Source organism: Streptomyces sp. NPDC048644 (assembly GCF_043199105.1).
Classification (GTDB): domain Bacteria; phylum Actinomycetota; class Actinomycetes; order Streptomycetales; family Streptomycetaceae; genus Streptomyces.
In genome coordinates, this window is record NZ_JBICVO010000029.1 from 22,918 (window position 1) to 44,062 (window position 21,145).

Sequence of the window (21,145 nt, forward strand, 5' to 3'; positions counted from 1 at the left end):
AGTCACCGGCGGCCGTCGTCTCCTGCTGTGGAGGCCGACGGCCGCCGGGTGCACCCCGTGTCGGGGATTGTCAGCCGATCCGGGCGACGCGGGCCGTGGCCACGGCCACCAGCAGTCCCAGACCGACACAGGCCGCGCAGACGAGGAACATCACCTGATATCCGGCGGCCTGGGCGACCAGCCCGAGGGAGCCGCTGCCGGCGGCGAGGCCCGCGGTGAAGCAGGCCCCGAAGGCCGACAGCGCCGTGGCACGCCGGCGTTCGCTGACCGAGCGCACCACGAACAGTCCCAGCACCGGGTAGATCTGCCACATGCCCACACCGATGAGGACGCCGCCGATCACCCCGGCGCCGAGGCCGTCCGCGACTCCGATGAGCGCGATCCCCAGAGCCTCGACGAGGAACAGGCAGGCGAGCGCCGCGGGCCGCGTGGCCTCCCAGCGGATCCAGGTGCCCGCTATGCGCAGCAGCACCACGGTCAGGGAGTACGCGGTGACCACGGCTGCTCCCCCGGCGATACCGAGGGCGTTGAACTTCGCGACCGCGAAGCTGGAGACGGCCGCGAAGCCGAACGCGGTGAAGATCAGCGCGACGCTGGGCAGCACGGTGCCGAGCAGTGCCCGGCCCTGTCCGGTGCCGGTCCGCTCCGTCTTCGGGGGGAAGCGCACCTCGGGTACGCACAGGGCGATGGGGATGACGAGCAGGGCGATCAGCCCGGCGATCACGAACGTGGCCGCCGTGCCCGCCAGGTGATCGGTCAAGGTACCCAGCGGAGCGCCCAGGCCGATGGCCACATAGTTGACGGTGCCGCCCAGTCCCAGTGCCCAGCTCTGCCGGTCCTTGGCGACCAGCTGCACCGGCCAGACCCCGGTCGCGGCCAGCACCACGCCCATGCCGACGCCCACCAGCAGGCGCAGGCCGATGAGTCCGGCGACCGATCCGGCGAGCGGATAGCAGACGGTGGCGAGCGTGGTCAGCACCGCTCCGCCGATGGTCAGGGCCCGGGCGCCGAGGCGGTTCATCAGCGCGCCCGACACCGGGCGGGACAGCAGCGCGGTCAGCGCGTAACCGCCGATGACCGCGCCGACCTCCGCCGGGCCGCCGTGCAGACGGCCTGTGACGTAGCCGGGCAGGACCGGGATGGTCAAAGCGAACGGCAGATAGCCGATGCCGCTCGCCAGCGAGATCAGCAGCGCGTGCCGTACGGACCGCTTGCCGGTGGTCTCGGTCTCGGTCTCGGGCTCGGGCTCTAACTCGGTCCGCACGGGTTCTCTCCCCCAGGTCCGGGAACGGGCGGTCATCACCATACGGTTTTGCCGGGCCGGGCTCGGCGCAGCACGGGCCGGTCCCCGAGGGCGCCCCACGGTTTTTGACTGCCTGTTCCATAACGGGTGCGTTCCCTGTCATGGCGAGGCCGAGGAGTTCGAAGAGGACCGCGTGGTGGCCGCCGCGATGGAGGTGGACCGGGGTTACCGGGAGACTCGGCCGAGGATCTGTGCGCGGGTACCGGCCTGGGCCGGGGCAGCCTCTGCAACATCTCCGGCAGCAAGCACGAGTTGTTCCTGCGTGCCCTGCGGGCGTACTACGAGACGGGCGATGCCGTGCAGGAGGAGTTCCTGGAGGGGCCAGGCCCGGTGAAGGACCGGTTGCGTGCGCTCATGATGCGGGCATCGACGAGGACCTGACCGGGCACCGGCGCCGCGGCTGCTTCGCCATCAACTCCGCCATGGAGATGGCGGCTTCGGACGGCGAGGTGAAGGCGGTCGTGCGGCGGCATTTCGCCCGCGTCGAGGACCGGCTGGAGGCCGTGATCGCCGAGGGGCAGTGCTCCGGTGAACTCGGCGCGGCGCGGTCGCCGCGCAGCGCGGCGAGGCGCGTCATCTGGTGAGCGCGTACTACGGGCTGCGCGTCTGAGCAGGGCGATGAGGACCGGCAGGTGCTTGTGGACATCGCGGAAGGGGCGCTGTCCGCTCTCTGATGCGTCCGGGGCCGGACACCAGCGCGGCGGCGGCATGGCGTCGCGCTTTTTCGGGCGGCCTTCTTCGGTATCGCCGCGTCCGCCGGAGCCGGTCTCGTCGGCCCCGGCCGCGCCGGGCGCGCCCTGTCCGTGATCTTCGGCGGGTTCATGATCGCCAATGTGGCCGGGCTCCCGCTCGCCACCTTCGTCGATCAGCACCTGGGCCGGCGGGCCGGCTTCTGGGCCGTGGACGCCCTCGTCGCCCTGTGCCTGGTGCTCGTCATCGCCCTGGTGCGGCACATCCCCGCCCCAGGGCGTCCAGCTGCGCTCCGAACTCGCCGTGTTCCGCAGCGGCAGGCTCTGGACGGCGTACGGACCAACGCCCTGCTCATCGGCGCGGTGTTCGCCGCCTTCGCTACCTCTCCCCCATCCTCACCGAGCTGGGCGGCTTCTCCCCGGGCGCCGTCCCCCTGCTCTTCGTCCTGTACGGCGCGGGCACCGTCATCGGCAACGTCGTCAGCGGACGGCTCGCGGGCTCCCACACCATGGGCGTCCTGTGGGGCGGGGCGCCCTTCTGACGTGCTGCTCGCGCTCTACGGCCTCGCGGCCGGAAACCGGGCGGCCTCGCTGGTCAACCGGCCCGCCGACGGCGCCCGTTGGGCATGAAGGAGGAGAAGCATCCTGCGCGGCGGCCGGTGCGACGAGGCCGGTGCGACGAGGCCGGTGCGACGAGGCCGGTGCGACGAGGCCGGTGCGACGGGGCCGGTGTGACGGGGCCGGTGTTCCCGGTGGGGGCAGGAGGATCGCCGTGCTGGGTGGCCGCCGGCGCGGGAAGCCGGCGGGTGCGGTGCCTGCCCGCTCCTATGCCGTTTCCATCGATCTGGTGGTTTTGCGGAGGAAGGCGTGACCTGACGGCCGTGCCCGCGCAGCATGAGGCCGTCCGGCTCCGCCTGCCGGAGGAGCGCGATGTCCGAAGCCGCCTGCGGGGCATGTCTGTCCGGGCTGCGGAGGTCCGGCTCCGGTATCAGCCGCACCACAGGCACGGGGCCGCGGGGCGGGCCCGCTTCTCGGTCCGGCGGGGCGTGTGTGGCGAGAGGGGTTGGTGAGGGTGCGGGTGAACAGACGGGCGAGGGCGGCGCGGACCGTGGGACGGGTGCTGGTGGTGGGGCTGGTGGGGCTGTCGCCGCTGCTGTGGGCGGGGGTGGCGCACGCGGCGCTGCCGCCGGGCTGCACGGGGACGGCGACGGCCGGGCCTGACGTGATCACCTGCGGTGACGGGGTTGCGGCGGGGCAGGTGATCGACAGTTTGGGCGGCGACGATCAGATCACCGTGCACGGGAAGGTGGCCGGCCAGATCGACGCCGGCGACGGCGATGACACCGTCACGGTCACCGGAAAGTCCGCGGATGTGGTGGTGGAGAGGGACGGGGTGTCGGGCGCCGTGCGCGGTGGTGCGGGTGATGACACCCTCACCGTCACCGGCGGTGCCGGCACGGGCACCGTCAACATCTCAGGAGGCCAGGCTGTGGCCGAGGGCGGCCTGGTCCACGGCGGCGACGGCGACGACACCCTCACGCTGGCCGGCGGGAGCGGCAGCCCGGACGTCGGCGCCGCGACTGCGGCCGGGGACGGTGTCTGGGGAGAGGTACGGGGCGGGGCGGGGACGGACGGCATCACCGTCCGCGGCGGCAACGGCGGCCCCGGCGCGGACGGCGGGGACGGCGTGGTCGGCGTGCCCGGTGTCTTCACCGGCGCGGTGCACGGCGGGGATCCGGGCCTGGATCCCCTGCTGGACGCCGGGGACGGGGCGGACACCATCGAGGTCTTCGGCGGCGACGGCGGCGTCGGGGCCAGCGGTGGCGAATCCGGCAGCAGCGGCAGCGGCGGCAGCGCCGTGGCCGGGATGGTGTCCGGCGGAGCACGCGGGGACATCATCACCGCCACCGGCGGCGACGGCGCCGCCAACTCCGGCATCGGCAACGCGGGATTCGCGGGATTCGCGGTAGCGCCTGCGGGTGTCGTGGCGGGCGGGGATCCGGTGCCGGGACTGCTGGACTTCGAGGCGGGCGACACCCTCACCCTCACCGGCGGCAACGGCGGCACCAACTCCAGCAGCATCTTCCCCGACCGGCCCGGCGGGACCGCACTGGCAGGAACGGTGCGCGGGGACGGGGGCGACGACCGCCTCTCCGTCACCGGCGGCAACGGCTCCTCCTCAAGTGAGGCCGGACCCGCGGTTGTCGGCTTCTTTGACGTCCCGTCCGACATCCCGGACACGGTGGAAGGCGGTGCGGGCGCGGACAGTATTGCCCTCAGCCTGGGAGAGGGCACAACCGACAACGTCTACGCGGTGCAGGGGGCCGGCATCCGGGGCGGTGGGCAGATGCCCGACGGCGACGACACCCTCACCGTCGGGACCGCCGGCCAACCCGCCCGCGGCACGTCCCTGAACGCCCGTTTCGCGGGTGACGCCGGCGACGACACCCTCACCCTCCACGGCAGGGCACTCATGGCCGGCGTCGACGGCGGCGACGGCGACGACACCTGCGGCAGGGCAAGCAGCGGCGCCGACTTCGACAACTGCGAAACCCTCACCGACCAGGACACGCTTCACCGGGTGCGCCAGGTGCCGTGGCCGCCGGCCCGTCCGTGATGGCCGGAGCCGGTCCTGGCCGGGCCGCCCGGAGAGCCGGTGCGTCCGCAGGGAGCGACCCGGGCCTTCTCGCCGTCTCGCGTTTCGTGCGATGCGGGAAGAAGGCCCGGGTTCTGGGCTACGGAGGCCAGACAGTGCTCAAAGAGCCTGTCCGGCTTCGGTGCCCTGGGTTTCCGCCTGCGTCTGGTGTGTGTCCGCCTTCTCGGAGCGGGGGGTCGCGCCGGCGAGGGGGCGTCGCCTGTCGGTCGCCCAGACGATCAGTGCGCAGGCCGCGAATCCGGCGCCGAGGATGCTGGAGCCCACCCAGCCGTGGCTGGTGAACAGGGCGGTGGTCGCGGCGGCGCCGAGGGCGGAGCCGAGTGAGTAGAAGACCATGTAGCTGCCGATGACGCTGCTGAGGCGCTCGGGGAACGCGGAGGTGAGCACGTGCTGGTTGCTCACATGCACGGCCTGGACCGCGAAGTCGAGCACCACGATTCCGACGACGAGGAACCACAGGGTCCACGGCAGCTGCGCGATGCCCGCCCACGAGAGGATCAGCAGGACGAGTGCGATGCCGCTGACCGGCCTCGCCCGCCCCGCGTCCGCCCAGCGTCCGGCGCGTGCCGCGCCGAGTGCGCCGGCGAGTCCGACGATGCCGAAGAGTCCGATCTGGCTCTCGTTCAGGTGCCAGGGCGAGCCCGCCAGCGGCAGGGACAGTCCACTCCACAGGGTTCCGAACGAGGCGAACAGGAAGAACGCGATGAGCCCGCGCGTCAGGAAGGTGCGCTGCCCGAACAGGTAGCCGATGGAGGCGACCGCCTGCCTGTATCCCGAAGGCTGGCTGGTGCGCTCCTCCGACGGCAGTCCGACCAGGACGAGGGCCGCGAGGCCGATGGACAGGACCGCGAGCACGACGTAGATGCTCCGCCAGCCCCACACCTCGGCGAGCGAGCCGGTCACGACGCGCGCGCCGAGGATGCCGACCACGACGCCCGAGGTCACGACGCCGATGTTCCGTCCGCGTTCGGCCGGTGGCGAGACCGACGCGGCGTAGGCCACGGTGGTCTGCACCACGACCGCGAACACCCCGGCCGCCGCGAGGCCCACGAACGCCATCCATGCGGCGGACGCCGCGGCCGTCAGGATCATGCCCACCGCGGTGACCGCCAGGTGCACGGCGATGAGCCGGCGCCTGTCGGCGACCACGTCGCCGAGCGGGACCAGCAGCAGCAGTCCTGCGAGATAGCCGAACTGGCCGGTCGAGACGATCCATCCGCTGAGTTGTGCCGGTAAGCCGAGGTCGCGCCCCATCACCTCCAGCACCGGCTGAGCGGCATAGATACTCGCCACCGCGACACCACACACCACCGCGAGCAGCAACCGCCGCCACACGTTCATCGGACTCCCCAATCAGTAGCAGATTGCAACCGCTTTGACCGTACGGCATGATGGTTTCAATCCGCAACTCAACTGGGAGGTGTCATGCCGCGCACCACCATGCGCGCCCCGAACCCCGACTGGACCGACCCCGACTGCCCCGTCGCCCGCACCCTCGACCTCGTCGGCGACAGGTGGAGCCTTCTCGTCATCCGCGACGCGATGGACGGGACGCGCTCGTTCACCGAGTTCCAGCGCCGCACCGGCATCGCCCGCAACATCCTCACCGACCGGCTGCGCAAGCTCACCGCCCACGGGCTCCTCGCCCAGCGCACCGCGCCCTCGGGCCGCCGCCAGGAATACGTGCTCACCGACGCCGGCCGCGACCTCTTCCCCGTCGTCCTCACCCTGCGGCAGTGGGGAGAACGCCATGCCTTCGCCCCCGGCGAGACCCACTCCACCCTGGTCGACGAGCACGGCACCCCCGTGCCCGACATCGCCCCCACCGGTGCCGACGGCACCCCCCTCGGCACCGACACCACCCACGTGCACAGGACCCGGTAGAAAGCAGGCCCCGCCACCCTGAGACCTCGCGGACACCCCGCCGCCCCCACGCCCGCCACAGAAGGCGGAGGCGGCGCAGACGGAGGTGATGGTGGTGGAGGAGGAGGCGGCCTGGCGGCCATGGCGTCACGGTCACCGGCCCGGCGCCGGGTGCGGGCCTGCCGGTGGCGGGGCGGAGACCGGGCGGAGACCGGGTGCAGCGCGGTGCTGTGCGGTGACGCCCCGGTCTGCTGGACGGCACGCCGCCCCCGGGCGCGGCCGGGCGGGCCGGCAGGCGGGCCGGGGCGGCGGGCGCGCCGACGGCTCAGGGCGCGGGGCGTGTCCGGGGGATGGTCCGGCGGGCTGCCGTGGCGCCGCGGCAGCCCGCCGGACCATCCCCCCGGGCATGCCTGGTGGTCAGTCCTCCGTGCGGCCCAGTTCGGCGCGCAGCAGGTCCAGGCCCATCGGGCCCAGGTCCAGGGCGTGGTGGTGGAACTGCTTGAGGTCGAACGCGGCGCCGTCGCGGCGGCGGGCCTCGTCCCGTGCCTGAAGCCAGACCTTTTCGCCCAGCTTGTAGGCGATGGCCTGGCCGGGGCGTCCCAGGTACCGGTCGATCTCGAAGTCGACGAACCCCGGCGGGCCCAGCCCGCAGTGCCCGGTGAGGAACTCGCGGGCCAGGAGCGGCGTCCACCGCTCCCCCTCGTGGAACCCGGTGCCCGCGGGGATCGGGAGCTGCAGGTGCAGCCCGATGTCCAGCACGATGCGCGCGGCGCGCATCTGCTGCCCGCCGGCCAGCATCCCCAGCCGGTGCGCCGGGTCGGCGAGGTAGCCCAGTTCGTCCATCAGCCGCTCGGCGTACAGGCCCCACCCTTCGACGTGTCCGGGGTGCAGTTCGGACGACAGCCGCTGGAACCGGTTGAGGGTGGTGGTGTTGAGGGTCGTCACGCCCAGCTGGAGGTGATGGCCCGGGACGCCTTCGTGGAACATCGTGCTCGGCACCATCCACGTCGGGATCGGCGCGTCGGGGTCGGCCAGCGGCCACCAGACCGTCCCGGCGCGCGAGAGGTCCTCGCTGGGCGCCAGGTAGTAGGCGGGCCCGTTGGCGGCGGGGGCGATGCGGCAGTCGATGCGCCGCAGCGGTGCGGGGATCGCGAAGTGCGTCCCGTCGAGGTCGGCGATGGCGCCGTCGGCGAGCTCCTGGATCCAGTCGCGGAACGCCGCCGCTCCCTTCACCTGGTGGCGCGGGTCGGCGTCGAGCGCCGCCAGTACCGCGGGCACCGGCTCGCCTGGCGCGATCTGCGCCGCCGCGGTGGCCATGTCCCGCTGCACCCGGGCCAGTTCGTCCCAGCCCCACGCGTAGGTCTGCGCCAGATCCAGGTGGGTGCCGAGGAACTCCCGCACGCCCAGCTGGTAGCGGTCCCCGCCCAGCGCGTCCAGCTGAGGCGCGTCCGGGGCCAGTTCCTGGGACAGGTACGCCGCGAACCCGGTCAGGGCCTCGTTCGCCGCCGCGGCGGCCTCCTCCAGGGCGGCCCGCAGAGCGCCGTCGCCGTGCCCGGCGGGCAGTCCCGCCAGGTACTGCCGCATGTCCCGGCAGTCCTGGGCGTTGCGGATCACCTGGCGGCGCGGCGCGATGCGGCCGGCGCGGCGGGCGGCCTGGAGGCTCTCGCGCAGCCCTGCCAGCGTTGCGGACACGGCCCGCAGCCGTGCCAGCAGCGCCTCCCACGCGGTGCCGGCGCCCTGGTCCAGCAGTCCCAGCGTCTGCCGTATCCGCTGGACGGGCCCGTCGAGGGTGTCCAGCAGCGTGCCGTAGGCGCCGGCGTCGGCCAGGGCCACCTCGGTGGCGAGCCGCTCGCGCAGCACCGCCGCCGCGACCCGCTCCGCGTTCCCGGCGACCGGCGTGGCCTCCAGTGCCCTCAGCGTGCGGCGCGCCAGTTCGGTGCGTGCCTGCGCCGCCTGCGGGCCGAAGTCGGTCAGCCGCTCTTCCTGCCCGGCGATGCCTATCATCGAGGCCAGGCACGGGTCGAGGACGGCCATCTCGTCCATGTACCGGTCGGTGAGAGCGTTCAGGGTGCCCATCAGCGGCTCACCGTCGGGAGGCGGGTGGCGATCTGGGACTCGGTGAGCCGCTTGCCGTACAGGCCGATGACCAGGCCGATGACCATCAGTGCTCCGGCGACCAGTTTGAGCGGGGGCAGCGCCTCGTTGAAGATCACTACTGAGCCCAGTACGCCGAATACGGGAACGAGCAGGGAGAGCGGTGCGACGGTGGAGACCGGGTATTCGCGCAGCAGCCAGTTCCACACGGCGTATCCCAGCACGGTGTTCGGGTACGCCTGGAAGAGGAGGGAGGCGATGGCCGCCCACCCGATCTGGTGCGGCAGTTCGACGAAGCCCCTGGTGCCGTTGACGGCCAGGTCCAGCAGGAACAGCGGGAGGGGGGAGAACAGGCTCGACCACACCAGGAACGCCAGCATCTCCTTGGGTGCGGCCTTTTTGAGGATGACGTTGGCCACGCTCCAGGAGACGGCGCCGAACAGCACCAGCGCGACGCCGGCGATCGTCACCGTGCCGTCGGTGACGAACGTGATCGAGAACAGGCCGGCCAGGGCGACGGCGATCCCCAGGTACTGGAACCGCGACAGCGACTCGCGGAAGACCACGGCCCCGAGCACGATCGTCAAGAACGCGCTGAACTGCAGCACCAGCGATGCGATCCCCGATGACACGCCGGCCTTGATGCCCAGGTTCACCACGCCCCACAGGCCGACGCCGAACACCAGCCCGTAGCCGATGGTGTACCGCCACGGCACCTGGGGCCGCTTGAGGAAGAACACCGCGGGCAGTGCGCTGAGCGCGAACCTGATCCCGGCCAGGATGAGCGGGTCGACGCTTTCGAGCCCGATCTTGATGACCGAGAAGTTGAGGCCCCAGATCGCGGTGACGAGCACCGCGAGCAGGATGTGCTGTTTCTTCATGCAGAGACCTGTTCCGGAGATGGAGATATGGAGGCGGCCGGGCGGGTGCGGACCGAGAGGGAGCCGAACAGGCCGGCGATCCAGTCCCGGGTGTCCTCGTGGGCGTCGGAGGCGACGATCCCGGCGAGGACCGTCTCCCCGGCCTGGTAGGTGATGTGGCCGGGCAGCGGTGCGCCGGGGGGCAGTTCGTTCCAGGTCACCACGCGCGGGCTGGCGCGGAACGCCGCGGCTCCCTCCAGGGCCTGGAACTCCTGCCCGGCCAGGTGGTGGCCGGGGTGGACGAACCAGCCGTAGCGGCGCCGGTCGGCGGGCGGGGCGGGGAGTGTCCCGGCGACGGGCTCGCCGAGCAGGACGCGCAGTTCGTAGGAGGGCAGGTGGACGCCGGTGGCCAGCTCCACGGTGGCCACCACGTCGGCTCCCCCGACCCGGTTGCCGACTTCGAGGAAGACCAACTCCCCTTCGTGGACGATCGCTTCGAGGTGGAAGCTGCCGTCCTCGATCTGCACGGCGGCCAGGGCGCGTGAGACCCAGGCGTGTGTCTGCTCGCCGAAGGCGATCTGGAAGGAGCCCATCGGCGAGCCCTGCGCGTACTGCAGGCAGGTGCCCACGTACTCGCTCGCGGTCAGGAGAAGGACCTCGCCGTTTTGCACCAGGCCGTCGAAGTGGCGGATCGGGCCGGAGACGAACTCCTCGGCCTCGAAGTCGTCCAGGCCGCTGCCGGCGTCGAGGCGGGCGACGCCGGTGCGGTGCGAGGTGAGCGCGGCGGCGGCCTGCTGCGGGGTGTCGAAGACGAGCACGTCCTCGCTGGAGGCGCCGCGGTGCGGCTTGAGGACGGTCGGTCCGTGCCAGGGCACCTGGCCGCCGGGTTCGAGGAAGCGGGGCAGCGGCAGGAAGCGCGGCACCCGCAGGCCGGCGTCCTGGACCGCCTGCTTCATCAGGACCTTGTCGCGGGCGAGCGCGACCTGGTCCACCGGTGCGCCCGCCACGCCCAGGTGCTTGCGCAGCCGGGCGGCGTCGAGCAGTTCGTACTCCGACACCGAGATGACCCGGTCGAAGTCGCGGGGCTGCTGCGCCAGCCAGTCCAGGGCCTCTTCGAAGGCCGGGCGGGTGCCCGGCCGGCTGACCCGCTCGCAGCGCAGGTCGGGCGGCAGGGTGGCTAACGCCCGGTCGGTTCCGAAATACGTGACCTCGTGCCGGTCGTGGGACATCCCGCGATGGTATTCGATCTTGAAGTAGGGCACACGGTGCAGGACGAGGATCTTCATCGGGCCTTCCTGAGGGGTGCGGGGAGGGCGAGGGCCCGGTCCAGGGCGTGTGACCAGGCGTCGCGCAGCGCGTGGACGACGGTGCGGATGTCGGCGCGGTCGCCGCGCAGGACGATGCAGCCCTGGGCGGCGAAGTCCGCGTTGTCGCGGGCGACGGCGTGCAGGTCGCGGCGCTCGGGCGAGAGCCAGGAGAACTCCGTGACGGTCAGCTCCCCCTCGGCCAGGCCGAAGCGTTCGGCGGTGGCGTGCACGGCGTCGGTGAACGGGTCGGTGCCGGCTGCGACGTCGCGGGGGCAGAAGGAGCGGTCGCTGCCGACGCCGAGCATCACCGTCGCCGCCGAGCAGCCGGGCACCAGCCGTCCCGCGTCGGCGGCCGTGCCGAAGGCCGCGTCCACCCAGCGGTGGTGCAGGTCGATGCCGTAGACCCAGCGGGCCAGCGACCAGATCTTCATCCCGCCCGGCCGCCGGTTGGGCTCCACGACCCCGGCGCGCAGCCCGTCGTCGCTGAGCTTGATCTCGTTGTGGAACGGCCCGTCGCACTGGCCGACCAGCCAGTTCGCCTGCCGCCCCGCGCGCTCCAGCGTGGCGCGTTCGTGCTCGTCGACGCCGGCGGGCAGCACCTGCGCGATCTCGACGGGATACCGGCCGTGTGCGCTGATCTTCTCAGTGAGGAACGCCAGCGGGCCCAGCCCGTCGAAGGAGTACTCGCGCCGGTAGGGGATGAGTTCTTCGCAGATGACGCCGCCCTCCAGGTAGGGCAGGACCTCGGCGAACGCCGCGGTGAGGTCGTCGCCGTGGCGGACCACGACGACGCCCCGGTTGTTGCCCTCCGCCGCGGGTTTGACGACGAAGCCCTCGCGGTGGTCGCGGGCGAAGTCCCGCAGCTGGTCGAGGGAGGCGATCTCGGCGAAGTCGGGCACCATGATCCGCTGTGCGGCCAGCAGGTCGGCGACGCGTGCCTCGCCCAGGCGGTGGCGGTACTTGGAGAACGCGCCCTCGGCCAGCTGCGGTGAGTCGACCGGGACGCCCAGGCGCTCCAGCAGTGCGGCGCCGCTGCGTACGGCGTTGTCGGAGAAGACGATGCCCGCCCGGATCTGCCCGCGCCGGTCGCCGAGCAGCTTCTCGCCCACCTCGGCGAAGTCGTCGCGCAGCGGGTCGAGGTCGATGACCTCGTCGGCCATGGCGTGGTCGGCGTCGGTGGGGTCGGCGCGGATGAGGACCACCGTCGCGCCGTGGCGTTCGCGGGCGTGGTCGCGCAGGTGGCGGACCTCGTCGATCCGGCTCAGGTTGTAGTCGACGATGAGGAGTATCGGCCTGGTCATCCGCGCTCCGTCTCGTACTCGATCTCGATCGCGTGCTCGGATGCGGGCAGCAGGCCGGCGAGGACCGTCTCGCGGCCGGCGAGGTCCATGTGCCAGAGCATCTGGCCCAGGAACACCTCGCGTGAGGAGGACTCCACCACGTCGCCGGGCCCCAGCAGGACGTGGGAGAGGGCCGGCTTGAGCGGGAGGCCGTCGTTGAGTCCCACCCGGCGGATCGTGCCGGGGTCGGCGAAGAAGACGCGGAAGAACGTCGCGTTCGGGCTGGGGGTGGTGCCGTCCGCCGTGAACGACAGGTCCGTCAGTCTCTGGCGGAATGCGCCGGGCCGGCCGGCGGTGAGCTGGGAGTCCAGCCACAGGTCGAGCAGGCCGGTGCCGCCGGTCAGGGCCGCCACGCTGGGCGAGATCAGGCTGCCGCCGACGCGCGGGTTGACCTCGATCAGGTCCCAGCCTGCGGGGGCGTGGCGTGCCTCGATGTGGAAGCAGCCCCAGTCCAGGCCGAGGGTCTGCAGTGCGCTCGCCACCCAGCGCAGGCCGGCGGCGGTCTCTTCCTGGGACAGGCTCGTGGGCGGGCTGACGCAGGCGTTCTCCAGGACGGTGCCGGCCGTCTCGGTCACCTCGCACTTCTCGTGTATGGCGACCACGTGCGGGGTGCCGTCGACGACGATGACCTCGAAGCTGAACTCCTGCCCGGGGACGTAGTCCTCGATGAGGAACTCCATCCCGAAACCCGCGCTGTGGTCCGCGTCCCGGTCCGCGTTCCGGTCTGCGTTGTGGTCTGCGCTCGTGTCCGGGCCGGCGGGGTCCGCCTCGGTGGTGAAGGCGCTGGCGTAGACCGTGTCGGCGCGGGCCTCGGCGGCGATGCGTTCCAGGTCGGCCCAGGTCGTGCTGGGGGTGAGCGGGAACGCGCCGAACGAGGCGATGCCGCTGACCGGCTTGATGAAGTACCGCTTGCCCTCGCGCCGGCAGGCGGCGAGCGTTGCGGGGGTGAGGGCGGATGCCCGGCCCCGGCTGAGGCCGGCGTCGGCCAGGCGGTTGCGCAGCGTCAGCTTGTCGCGCAGTTCAAGGACCTGTTTCTCCTCCAGGTCCGGCACCCCCAGGCGGGCGTTGGCCAGCGCCATCAGGTGCCGGTAGCCCTCCCAGACGGTCAGGCAGCCCAGCACCTGCGTGCCGGCGGTCTTGAGTTGGCCGAGGTAGTCCTCGACGTCGTGCTCGCTCAGCACGTGCCCGGCGCTGACCCGGACGTCGTCGGCGAGGTCCGCCAGCGCGCCGGGCCTGGACTGCTGGTGCTGCGGCTCGGGCAGCGAGCTGAGCACGTAGACGTTCAGCCCCCGCGCCCTGACCACGGCGACGAGGTCCTCCATGAACGAGAACCCGACATGGCTGAGCAGCAGCACTCCCCTGGCGTTTTCCATGCTCATCCGGCCTCCTCACCGGCGGGCGGGGGCGCGGCGGTCTCGCGCCGCGCCCCCGCTGTCAGGACAGGACTCAGGCCGGCTGCTTCTCGGCCTTGGCGATGGTGTCCAGGTAGAGCTCCTCGAAGTACTGCGCCAGGATCGACTGGTGCTCGCGGAGGTACCGCTTGAACGCGGCGACGTCGTCGTCGCTCTGGAGCAGGTGGCGCACGGCCGCCCAGACCTCGCCGGGGTGGTCGTCGTTGATGTCGGTGTGCGAGTGGTTGATCTGGCCGCCGATGTTGCTCTCGCCGACCGAGCCCTTGAGCGCCTCCAGCTTCTTGGGCTCCAGCTTCACGTTCACGTACTCCACCAGGTAGGAGTACGCGACGACGCCGAGCGGGCCCTCGTGGTCCAGGAGGTAGGAGAAGTACCCGGTCAGCAGCTTCGTCGACAGGTAGGGCTCGGTGGCCAGGAACTGCTCACGCGTCACCCCCACCTTCGCCAGGTCGGTGATGAACAGCTCGTCGTGGAGCATTTCCTCCTGTTCGTAGTTGGCCCAGACCTGCGCCGCCTCCGGGCTGCGCTTGGCGATCTCCACCAGGGCCTTGGCCTCGGAGACCCGCAGCAGCCGGATGCGCCAGGCGGTCTCGATCAGGTTGCGCTTGTAGTACTCGGAGTCGACGTTCTTGCCCTCGAGGTGTGCGGCCTCGGGGACGTTGGCGTACCACTCCAGGACCTGCTGGTCGAGGACCTCGTCGATCTCGGCGCGCAGCTTGGCCGAGGCAGAGGCGTTGAGGAACGGAGTGCGGTCCCCGTAGCCGACGTTGGTCACGCGGTTCGGCATGGTGTCACCTTTCTCATGCTTCTCGTGTTGTGCGTTTGTGTGGGTTTCTTATGGGTGCTCGACGTTCGGTGCGAGCGTGGGCTCGGACGTCCGGGCGAGCGGGTCAGATGTCGTCGGCGACGCGGACGGTCGCGTCGCCCCGCAGCCGGCACTGGCAGGCCAGGCGGTGGCCGCCGCCGGTCCGGCCGAGGTCTTCGAGGAAGTCGAGTTCGTCGTCGTCGGCCTCGCCGAGGGAGGCGAAGCCCTCCAGCACCTCGACGACGCACGCGCCGCACGAGCCGGAACGGCATCCGAACGGGATGAGCCGCTGCGTGCTCTCGTACTCGACTTCGGTGAGGGGGGAATCCGCGGGAAGCAGGATCTCGGTTCCCGACGGGAGGATGACCAGCTTCTTCAGGGTCATGACAGCGGCGCGGTGTCGGGGTCGGTGGAGTGCGCCGGCGCGAGGCGGGAGCCGGGACGCAGTTCGAGGGCGGCGTGGTTGGCGGCGGTCGCCGCCTCGCCGAAGCCCACCGAGATGAGCGGGACGCGGCCGGGGTAGGTACAGATGTCGCCGACCGCGTAGACCCGCGGCAGGTTCGTGCGCATCGCCCGGTCGACCGCGATCTGGCGGTTTTCCACCCGCAGGCCCCAGTCGGCGAGCGGGCCGAGGCCGGTGATGAAGCCCAGTGCCGCGACCAGGGCCTGTGCGGGCAGCGTCAGCTCTTCCCCGCCGCTGGACACGCGGACCTCCTCCAGGCGGCCGGCGCCCGTGCAGGCCGTCACCTGCGCCTCGGCCAGCACGCGGATATCGGCCGCGTACATCTGCTTGACGCTGTGCTCGTGGGCGCGGAAGGCCGTGCGGCGGTGGACGACGGTGACCGACCGGGCCAGGGGGGCGAGCGCCAGGGCCCAGTCGACGGCGCTGTCGCCGCCGCCCACGATCACCACGTCACGGCCCTGGTGCTCCTCCAGGCGCGGCACGTGGTAGGCCACGCCCCGCCCCTCGTAGGGCCGCAGGCCGGGCAGGGTGCGCGGGACGGAGCGGCCGAGGCCGGCGGCGATCACGACGGCCCGGGCACGTACCCGCCCGCCGTCCTCCAGGGCGACCGTCCAGCCCGCCCCCTGGTCCCGGTCCTCGCCGGGGGTCAGGGAGGCCGCCGTCCTGCCGAGCAGGTAGCGCGGACGAAACGGCGCGGCCTGGGCGACCTGCTGGTCGATCAGTTCCCGGCCCCGTACGGCCGCGTGGCCGGCGACGTCATAGATTTTCTTTTCCGGATAGAGGGCCGCTATCTGGCCGCCCGGCTCCGGAAGTGCGTCGACTATTGCGCTGGAAAGCCCCCGGAATCCCGCACAGTAAGCGGCGTACAGGCCGGCCGGCCCCGCTCCGACGACGGCCACGTCCACGCTCGTCTCCGCGCCGACTACGGTCGTCTCCACTTGAGCCCCCCTTGATTCATTCTGAACTCCAGGCCCTTTGACGTTCGGTCGAATTCCACGTCCGGTCGAATTCCACGTCCGGTCGAACAGTTCGGCTGCCTCAATCACGCGGCCGGTCGGCCGGTTATTACGAGGAGTCTTTTTCGGGGTCCATGCCCGGCCGGAGGAAATATACCGCCGAGTGCGATTTCATCATTCAGGGTTCTGATCATGCCGTCAAGAAAAGAATCCGGAACTCCGCCCGTCCATATACATGGACGGAATTACGAGCCCCATTCCGGACCGGAACGGACCAGGCCGGACCAGAGCGGGCCCCGCCACTGCCGCTGCCGCTGCCGCTGCCGGCGGGTTCTTGCCGTCGCAGGCGGGCCTTTGCCGGCGCTGACGGGTTCTTGCCGGCGCTGACAGGTTCTTGCCGTTGCCAAAGGGGACTTGCCGTTGCCGTTGCCGACGGGTCCTCGCCGTCGCCGACGGGTCCTCGCCGTCGCCGACGGGTCCTCGCCGTCGGCGGAAGGGTCTTGCCGTCGCTGACAGGTCCTCGTCGTCGCAGGCGGGTTCTTGCCGTCGGAGGCGGGACCTTGCCGTCGGCGACAGGTCCTTGTAGTCGCAGGCGGGTTCTTGCCGTTGCCGGAGGGCCCTTGCCGTCGCTGACAGGCTCTCGTCGTCACAGGCGGGTCCTTGCCGTCGCCGGAGGGGACTTGCCATCGCCGACGGGTCCTCGTCGTCGCAGGCAGGCCCTTGCCGTCGCTGACAGGTCCTCGTCGTCACTGACGGGTTCTTGTCGTTGCAGGCGGGTCCTCGCCGTCGCCGACAGGTCCTCCGAGGCGGCCAAGCTGCGGGCCCGCAAGCGCGCCGAGTGGTCGCTGACAGGTCCTCGTTGTCGCTGACAGGTCCTTGTCGTCACAGGCGGGTCCTTGCCGTCGCCGGAGGGGACTTGCCATCGCCGACGGGTCCTCGTCGTCACAGGCAGGCCCTTGCCGTCGCCGACAGGTCCTTGCCGTCGCAGGCGGAGCCTTGCCGTCGCCGGAGGGGACTTGCCATCGCCGACAGGTCCTCGTCGTCGCAGGCGGAATCTTGCCGTCGGAGGCGGGTCCTCATCGTCACTGACGGGTCCTTGCCGTCGGAAGTGGGGGCTTGCCGTCGCCGGGGGCCCTTGCCGTCGGAGGCGGGGCCTTGTCATTGCCGGAGGGACCTTGCCATCGCCGACAGGTCCTCGTCGTCACAGGCGGGTTCTTGCCGTCGGAGGCGGGGCCTCGTCGTCACTGACGGGCCCTTGCCGCCGGAGGCGGGTCCTTGCCATGCCGGAGGGGGCTTGCCGTTGCCGGCGGGGTGTCCGCCGGTGCCTGGACGTCCCGCTCACGGCGCGCGCTTATCCCTCGACCGCGTCGCCGACGGCCTGGTCCAGGACGCTGGCGAACCGCTGCCATTCCCGGGCGTAGGAGTTGGCCACATCCGCGACGGCGACCGCGCAGTGCAGCGGCACCGCGGCCATCAGCTGCCGGCCCGCCTCGAGATCCGGCGCGCGCTCGTTCAGCCAGCGCAGCAGTGCGCGCCCGGACTCGGTGAACCGGAGCGAGGGGTCCTTCGCCAGAGTCTCGATGCGCTGCACCCGGCCGCACTCCTGACCCTGACCCTGCCCCTGCCCCTGGCCCTGGCCCTGGCCCTGGCTGCCGGACGGCGCCGCGGCGCCGTCCGGCCGGCTCCAGTCCCGGCCCTCGCGTGCGACCCGCAGGCGCGGCGGCGCGGGAGCCTGCTCACCGCGCCGCATCCGCTGCCGGATCTCGCACGCGGTGCTGACCGACACCCCCGCGCTGGCGGCGATCTCGTGGAGCGTGGCGCCGGGGTGCTCGGCGAGGAAGGCGCGTGCCGCCTCCCGGCGCCGCGCCGCATCGAGCGGGCGGGAGCGGCCGTCCGCCCCCACCCGGACCTTCGACTGAGGAACTTCCTCAGTCGAAGCACGGCGCACGGCGCTGACGGTCTTGGGGGAAAGCTCGGTGATCCGCGCGACCGCACGGTCCGACAGATCCGGGTGCGAGGCCAGGATCCGCCCGGCCGCGGCCTTCCTGTCCTTGAGCGTCAGCGGCAGGCCATGGGTGACATTGGCCGCCACCGAGTGGATGAAGACCTCACTGACCGGACCCTCCAGATACCGGACCGGAATCACCCGCTCCCCCCGCAGCCGGGCGGCCTGGAGGCGGTGCATCCCGTCGACCACACGCCGGGTGTCCCGGTGCACCAGGATCGGCGCGATATCCCGCTGGGCGAGCACCTCGACATGCTCCCGGCTCAGCCCGTCCAGACGCGGCGAATCCGCAGCCACCAGGGAAGCGACCGGCACCAGATGGACCTCGGCGCACCCGCCGCCCACCGTCGCCCCGATCTCCAGAGCTGTTGTCTCTAATAAGTATGCCAACGCCCCCACCACTCCCCCTCTTGTCATATGACAGATAGATAGGAAATAGTTAACGATCGAAGTTAACGATCAATGATCGTGATCCGTCAAGCCCCACCCGGGCCCTTCACCGCCGCCCCGGAGCACCGGCCGGCGGTTTCCCCGCCGCCCGCCCCGCCATTGAGCATCCGGACCCGGTTCACGAGATTCCGGCGACCGTCCGGATCCAGCCGTTCACCACGGCGATCCGCCCCCGCCCGCATCCCTGACTTCCCGGACAGTTCCCGCACAAGACACGGCCGGTTCAGCCCGCGGACACGCCGCCGAATCTTCACAAACACGCAACATTTCACGGCCGGGGTTTCGGATAACGCCCTTGACAGGCGGAATGGGATCCTTCGATAGTGAACCCCGGAAAAAACGACTTCGACACACCACAGCTGTCTTCATCCGGCGATACGCAGTCACTGCGTAACTCTTCATAGAGGAGTAATCGTGCCTCTTTCACGTCGCAAAATCCTGGCCGGCTCCGGCATCGCGGCTTCCTCACTGGCCTTAGGGTCCGTGGGAAACATCGCCACCGCCGCACAAAAGGCCGCGCCCCAGCCCTTCGTGCCGCACGACTGGAAGTCCGTCCGCGCACAGTTCCTGCTCTCGCCCGACCTCGCACACCTGTCGAACTTCTTCTTCGCCTCGAACCCGGCCCCCGTCCGCGAGGCGATCGCCAAATACCGCAGGGCATTCGACGAGAACCCGTACAACTTCCTCGACGACAACATGTTCGAGCGCGACCAGGACATGAAATGGCGCGACGTATGCGCCGCCGCCGCCGAATACGTCGGCGGACAGCCCGACGAGATCGCCCTCACCAGCAGCACCACGATGGGACTCGCCCTCATCTACAACGGCCTGCGCCTCAAAGCAGGCCAGGAAATCCTCACCACCACCCACGAATTCTACCCGCACCACGAATCCATGCGCCTGGCCGCCGACAAATGGGGCGCCAGCGTACGCAAAATACCCCTCTACGAATCCTCACTGAACTTCTCCCCCGACAAAGCCATCGCACGGATACGCGCCGCCGTACGCCCCCACACCCGCGTCGTCGGCGTCACCTGGGTCCACTCCAACACCGGCGTACGCCTCCCCATAACCCGGATCGCCGACACCATCGCCGACCTCAACCGCAACCGCAACGAAGAAAACCGCATCCTCCTCGTCGTCGACGGAGTCCACGGCTTCGGCGTCATCGACGAAGACGTCGCCGCCATGGGCTGCGACTTCTTCTCCGCCGGCACCCACAAATGGATCCTCGGCCCCCACGGCACCGGAATCATCTGGGCAAAACCCCAAAACTGGGCACTCCTCCAACCCACCATCCCCAGCATCATGGCCAAAGAACCCGAAGACGCCTGGCGACAAGAACGACCCCCCACCGGCCCCACCGAAGCCTCATGGGTCAGCCCCGGCGGCTTCTTCGCCTACGAACACCAATGGGCCACCATCGAAGCATTCCGCTTCCACCAGCAAATCGGACGCACCCGCATCCAAAACCGCATCCTCGAACTCAACGGCCAACTCAAAGAAGGCCTCGCCCGCATGAAACACGTCACCCTCCACACCCCCCTCAACCCCCACCACTCCGCCGGCTTCGTCTGCTTCGACGTCCACGGCCACACCCCCAAAACCGTCGTACAAACCCTCCGCAACCACCACGTCATCGCCAGCAGCACCCCCTACTCCACCCCCCACACACGCTTCTCCGCCGGAATCATCAACTCCCCCCACGACATCAACAAAGCCCTCAACGTCATACACACACTCACCTAACCCACCACGGAAACTCACGGACAGGGACGGTCCAAACCCCACACCTGCAGGGCAAAGGACCGCCCCTCCCCCACACCCACAACCAACGACACACCCAACAACCCAAAACCCGCACCCACAGCCACACCCACACTCGCAGCATTCCCCGCCTCATCGCCGATAGCCGATAGCCGAGCGCAAACTCGGCGTCGAACGCACCGAATCCGACGGCCGTGCGAGAGGTAACTCAGCGCGCCGCCACTCCATGGGTTCACGAGTGGCGGCACAGAACTCTGTGCTGTCTTCCATGCCCAACAGGCGCTTCCCCAGATCCCGCTGGGGATGATCGCATGGTCGGCAACAGACTCCTACGTAACCGATCGGAACGGGAGCCATGATGGCCGAACAATGGAACACCGGTACTCCGGGAGTGATTCGGCTTCCCTCGGGACGGCTGATTCGGGGACGAGGGCTGAGAAATGACCTGCCGGAGGGGCAGACACCCACGCTCGCCATACATTTGACGGGTAACCGGCCACCCGAGCTGCCCTGGAAGTCCATGTGGACCCCCTGGCGGGACTTCTCGCTACCCGCCGACCCCGACGACGCGATCCGCAAACTCCGCCTCGCCTATGAGCGCGCCGCGAGCGAACGCATCGAGGTCTGTTGTGGGGGCGGAGTTGAGCGGACCGGTACGGCGCTGTCCGTGATGTGCGTCTTCGAGGGCATGGACCCCAAGGAGGCCGTCACCTGGATGCGGCGGAATTACCACCCCCGTGCGGTCGAGGTGTCCTGGCAACGGCGGTTCATCCGCCGAGCATTCGCCGCTCACGCCCCCGGCTCACGGCAGTCGTAACCCCCTCGGCCCCGGCGCGCCGGCCGAACTTCAAAGCGGGAGACGGCACTACGCCAGAGCGCGCTGTGGTGAACCAGTAGTGGCAGGTGGAGCGGCAGCCCACGGACGCCGCGGACACGATGAACCTGGCCGCGATGCTGATCGCCACGTATTGCCAGCGCGAGGGTTATGTCGCAGGAGACACTCCGGTCGTACCTCCAGGTCGGTCAGCAGCAAGACCGAACTGTGCCCAAGCGGCAGCGCCACACGCCGTAACGCCGAACCCGTTTCGCATTCTCGTGCTCCGGCTGGCTTTTCCTCGGTGCCGAGGGAAGATTCCGGCCAACTGAGCGAAAGTTGTGGACGCTCACCGTGCCGA

Annotated in this window: 18 protein-coding genes; 7 read left to right on the forward strand and 11 right to left on the reverse strand. The window is 70.8% G+C overall.

Annotated elements, in window-relative coordinates:
- Positions 1-70: 70 nt before the first annotated feature.
- Positions 71-1,264, reverse strand: a complete 1,194-nt coding sequence (locus tag ACGFNI_RS34910; RefSeq protein WP_393689622.1) for an MFS transporter — start codon at positions 1,262-1,264, stop codon at positions 71-73.
- A gap of 291 nt (positions 1,265-1,555) precedes the next feature.
- Between ACGFNI_RS34910 and ACGFNI_RS34915 the strand changes: the two genes are divergently transcribed.
- The 4 genes from ACGFNI_RS34915 to ACGFNI_RS34930 all read left to right on the forward strand — a co-directional run bounded on the left by ACGFNI_RS34915 (position 1,556) and on the right by ACGFNI_RS34930 (position 4,609).
- Entirely contained in the window at positions 1,556-1,684 is a 129-nt protein-coding gene (locus tag ACGFNI_RS34915) for a hypothetical protein (RefSeq protein ID WP_393689649.1), read from the forward strand.
- A complete protein-coding gene (locus tag ACGFNI_RS34920) occupies positions 1,681-1,887 on the forward strand; it encodes a TetR family transcriptional regulator C-terminal domain-containing protein (protein WP_393689641.1) in 207 nt (68 codons plus the stop codon). Before ACGFNI_RS34915 ends, ACGFNI_RS34920 begins: the two co-directional genes overlap by 4 nt.
- Positions 1,888-2,124: 237 nt before the next feature.
- Positions 2,125-2,622, forward strand: a complete 498-nt coding sequence (locus ACGFNI_RS34925) for a hypothetical protein (protein ID WP_393689624.1) — start codon at positions 2,125-2,127, stop codon at positions 2,620-2,622.
- Between the two features lie 448 nt (positions 2,623-3,070).
- The gene (locus tag ACGFNI_RS34930) at positions 3,071-4,609 is read left to right on the forward strand and encodes a hypothetical protein (RefSeq protein ID WP_393689625.1); all 1,539 of its coding nucleotides are present in this window, start codon (positions 3,071-3,073) and stop codon (positions 4,607-4,609) included.
- A gap of 138 nt (positions 4,610-4,747) precedes the next feature.
- Here the strand turns inward: ACGFNI_RS34930 and ACGFNI_RS34935 are convergent, their stop codons facing one another.
- The gene (locus ACGFNI_RS34935) at positions 4,748-5,989 is read right to left on the reverse strand and encodes an MFS transporter (protein WP_393689626.1); all 1,242 of its coding nucleotides are present in this window, start codon (positions 5,987-5,989) and stop codon (positions 4,748-4,750) included.
- Positions 5,990-6,073: 84 nt separating this feature from the next.
- On the opposite strand from ACGFNI_RS34935, the gene ACGFNI_RS34940 reads away from it, so the two are divergent.
- Complete coding sequence (locus ACGFNI_RS34940) at positions 6,074-6,532, forward strand: winged helix-turn-helix transcriptional regulator (RefSeq protein ID WP_393689627.1); 459 nt, start codon at positions 6,074-6,076, stop codon at positions 6,530-6,532.
- A 396-nt stretch (positions 6,533-6,928) separates the two neighbouring features.
- On the opposite strand, the gene ACGFNI_RS34945 is transcribed toward ACGFNI_RS34940, so the two are convergent.
- The 9 genes from ACGFNI_RS34945 to ACGFNI_RS34985 form a co-directional block, all read right to left on the reverse strand.
- On the reverse strand, positions 6,929-8,587 hold the full coding sequence (locus tag ACGFNI_RS34945) for a DUF885 domain-containing protein (protein ID WP_393689628.1): 1,659 nt from the start codon (positions 8,585-8,587) through the stop codon (positions 6,929-6,931).
- Entirely contained in the window at positions 8,587-9,486 is a 900-nt protein-coding gene (locus ACGFNI_RS34950) for an EamA family transporter (RefSeq protein ID WP_393689629.1), read from the reverse strand. The genes ACGFNI_RS34945 and ACGFNI_RS34950 overlap by 1 nt, the downstream gene beginning before the upstream one ends.
- A complete protein-coding gene (locus ACGFNI_RS34955) occupies positions 9,483-10,751 on the reverse strand; it encodes an acetyl-CoA carboxylase biotin carboxylase subunit family protein (protein WP_393689630.1) in 1,269 nt (422 codons plus the stop codon). Before ACGFNI_RS34955 ends, ACGFNI_RS34950 begins: the two co-directional genes overlap by 4 nt.
- Complete coding sequence (locus tag ACGFNI_RS34960) at positions 10,748-12,073, reverse strand: acetyl-CoA carboxylase biotin carboxylase subunit family protein (RefSeq protein ID WP_393689631.1); 1,326 nt, start codon at positions 12,071-12,073, stop codon at positions 10,748-10,750. The genes ACGFNI_RS34955 and ACGFNI_RS34960 overlap by 4 nt, the downstream gene beginning before the upstream one ends.
- Positions 12,070-13,491, reverse strand: coding sequence for an acetyl-CoA carboxylase biotin carboxylase subunit family protein (locus ACGFNI_RS34965; protein WP_393689632.1), 1,422 nt, complete (start codon positions 13,489-13,491; stop codon positions 12,070-12,072). The genes ACGFNI_RS34960 and ACGFNI_RS34965 overlap by 4 nt, the downstream gene beginning before the upstream one ends.
- A gap of 67 nt (positions 13,492-13,558) precedes the next feature.
- The gene (locus ACGFNI_RS34970) at positions 13,559-14,311 is read right to left on the reverse strand and encodes a hypothetical protein (protein ID WP_393689633.1); all 753 of its coding nucleotides are present in this window, start codon (positions 14,309-14,311) and stop codon (positions 13,559-13,561) included.
- 103 nt (positions 14,312-14,414) lie between these two features.
- Positions 14,415-14,714, reverse strand: a complete 300-nt coding sequence (locus tag ACGFNI_RS34975) for a 2Fe-2S iron-sulfur cluster-binding protein (RefSeq protein WP_393689634.1) — start codon at positions 14,712-14,714, stop codon at positions 14,415-14,417.
- The gene (locus ACGFNI_RS34980) at positions 14,711-15,730 is read right to left on the reverse strand and encodes an NAD(P)/FAD-dependent oxidoreductase (protein ID WP_393689635.1); all 1,020 of its coding nucleotides are present in this window, start codon (positions 15,728-15,730) and stop codon (positions 14,711-14,713) included. The genes ACGFNI_RS34975 and ACGFNI_RS34980 overlap by 4 nt, the downstream gene beginning before the upstream one ends.
- A gap of 1,369 nt (positions 15,731-17,099) precedes the next feature.
- On the reverse strand, positions 17,100-18,143 hold the full coding sequence (locus ACGFNI_RS34985; protein ID WP_393689636.1) for a ParB/RepB/Spo0J family partition protein: 1,044 nt from the start codon (positions 18,141-18,143) through the stop codon (positions 17,100-17,102).
- Positions 18,144-18,617: 474 nt separating this feature from the next.
- Between ACGFNI_RS34985 and ACGFNI_RS34990 the strand changes: the two genes are divergently transcribed.
- Both ACGFNI_RS34990 and ACGFNI_RS34995 read left to right on the forward strand, forming a co-directional pair.
- The gene (locus ACGFNI_RS34990) at positions 18,618-19,952 is read left to right on the forward strand and encodes an aminotransferase class V-fold PLP-dependent enzyme (protein WP_393689637.1); all 1,335 of its coding nucleotides are present in this window, start codon (positions 18,618-18,620) and stop codon (positions 19,950-19,952) included.
- Positions 19,953-20,328: 376 nt separating this feature from the next.
- Positions 20,329-20,787 (forward strand): protein-tyrosine phosphatase family protein, encoded by a 459-nt coding sequence (locus ACGFNI_RS34995; RefSeq protein ID WP_393689643.1) that lies wholly within the window; start codon positions 20,329-20,331, stop codon positions 20,785-20,787.
- Positions 20,788-21,145: the final 358 nt, after the last annotated feature.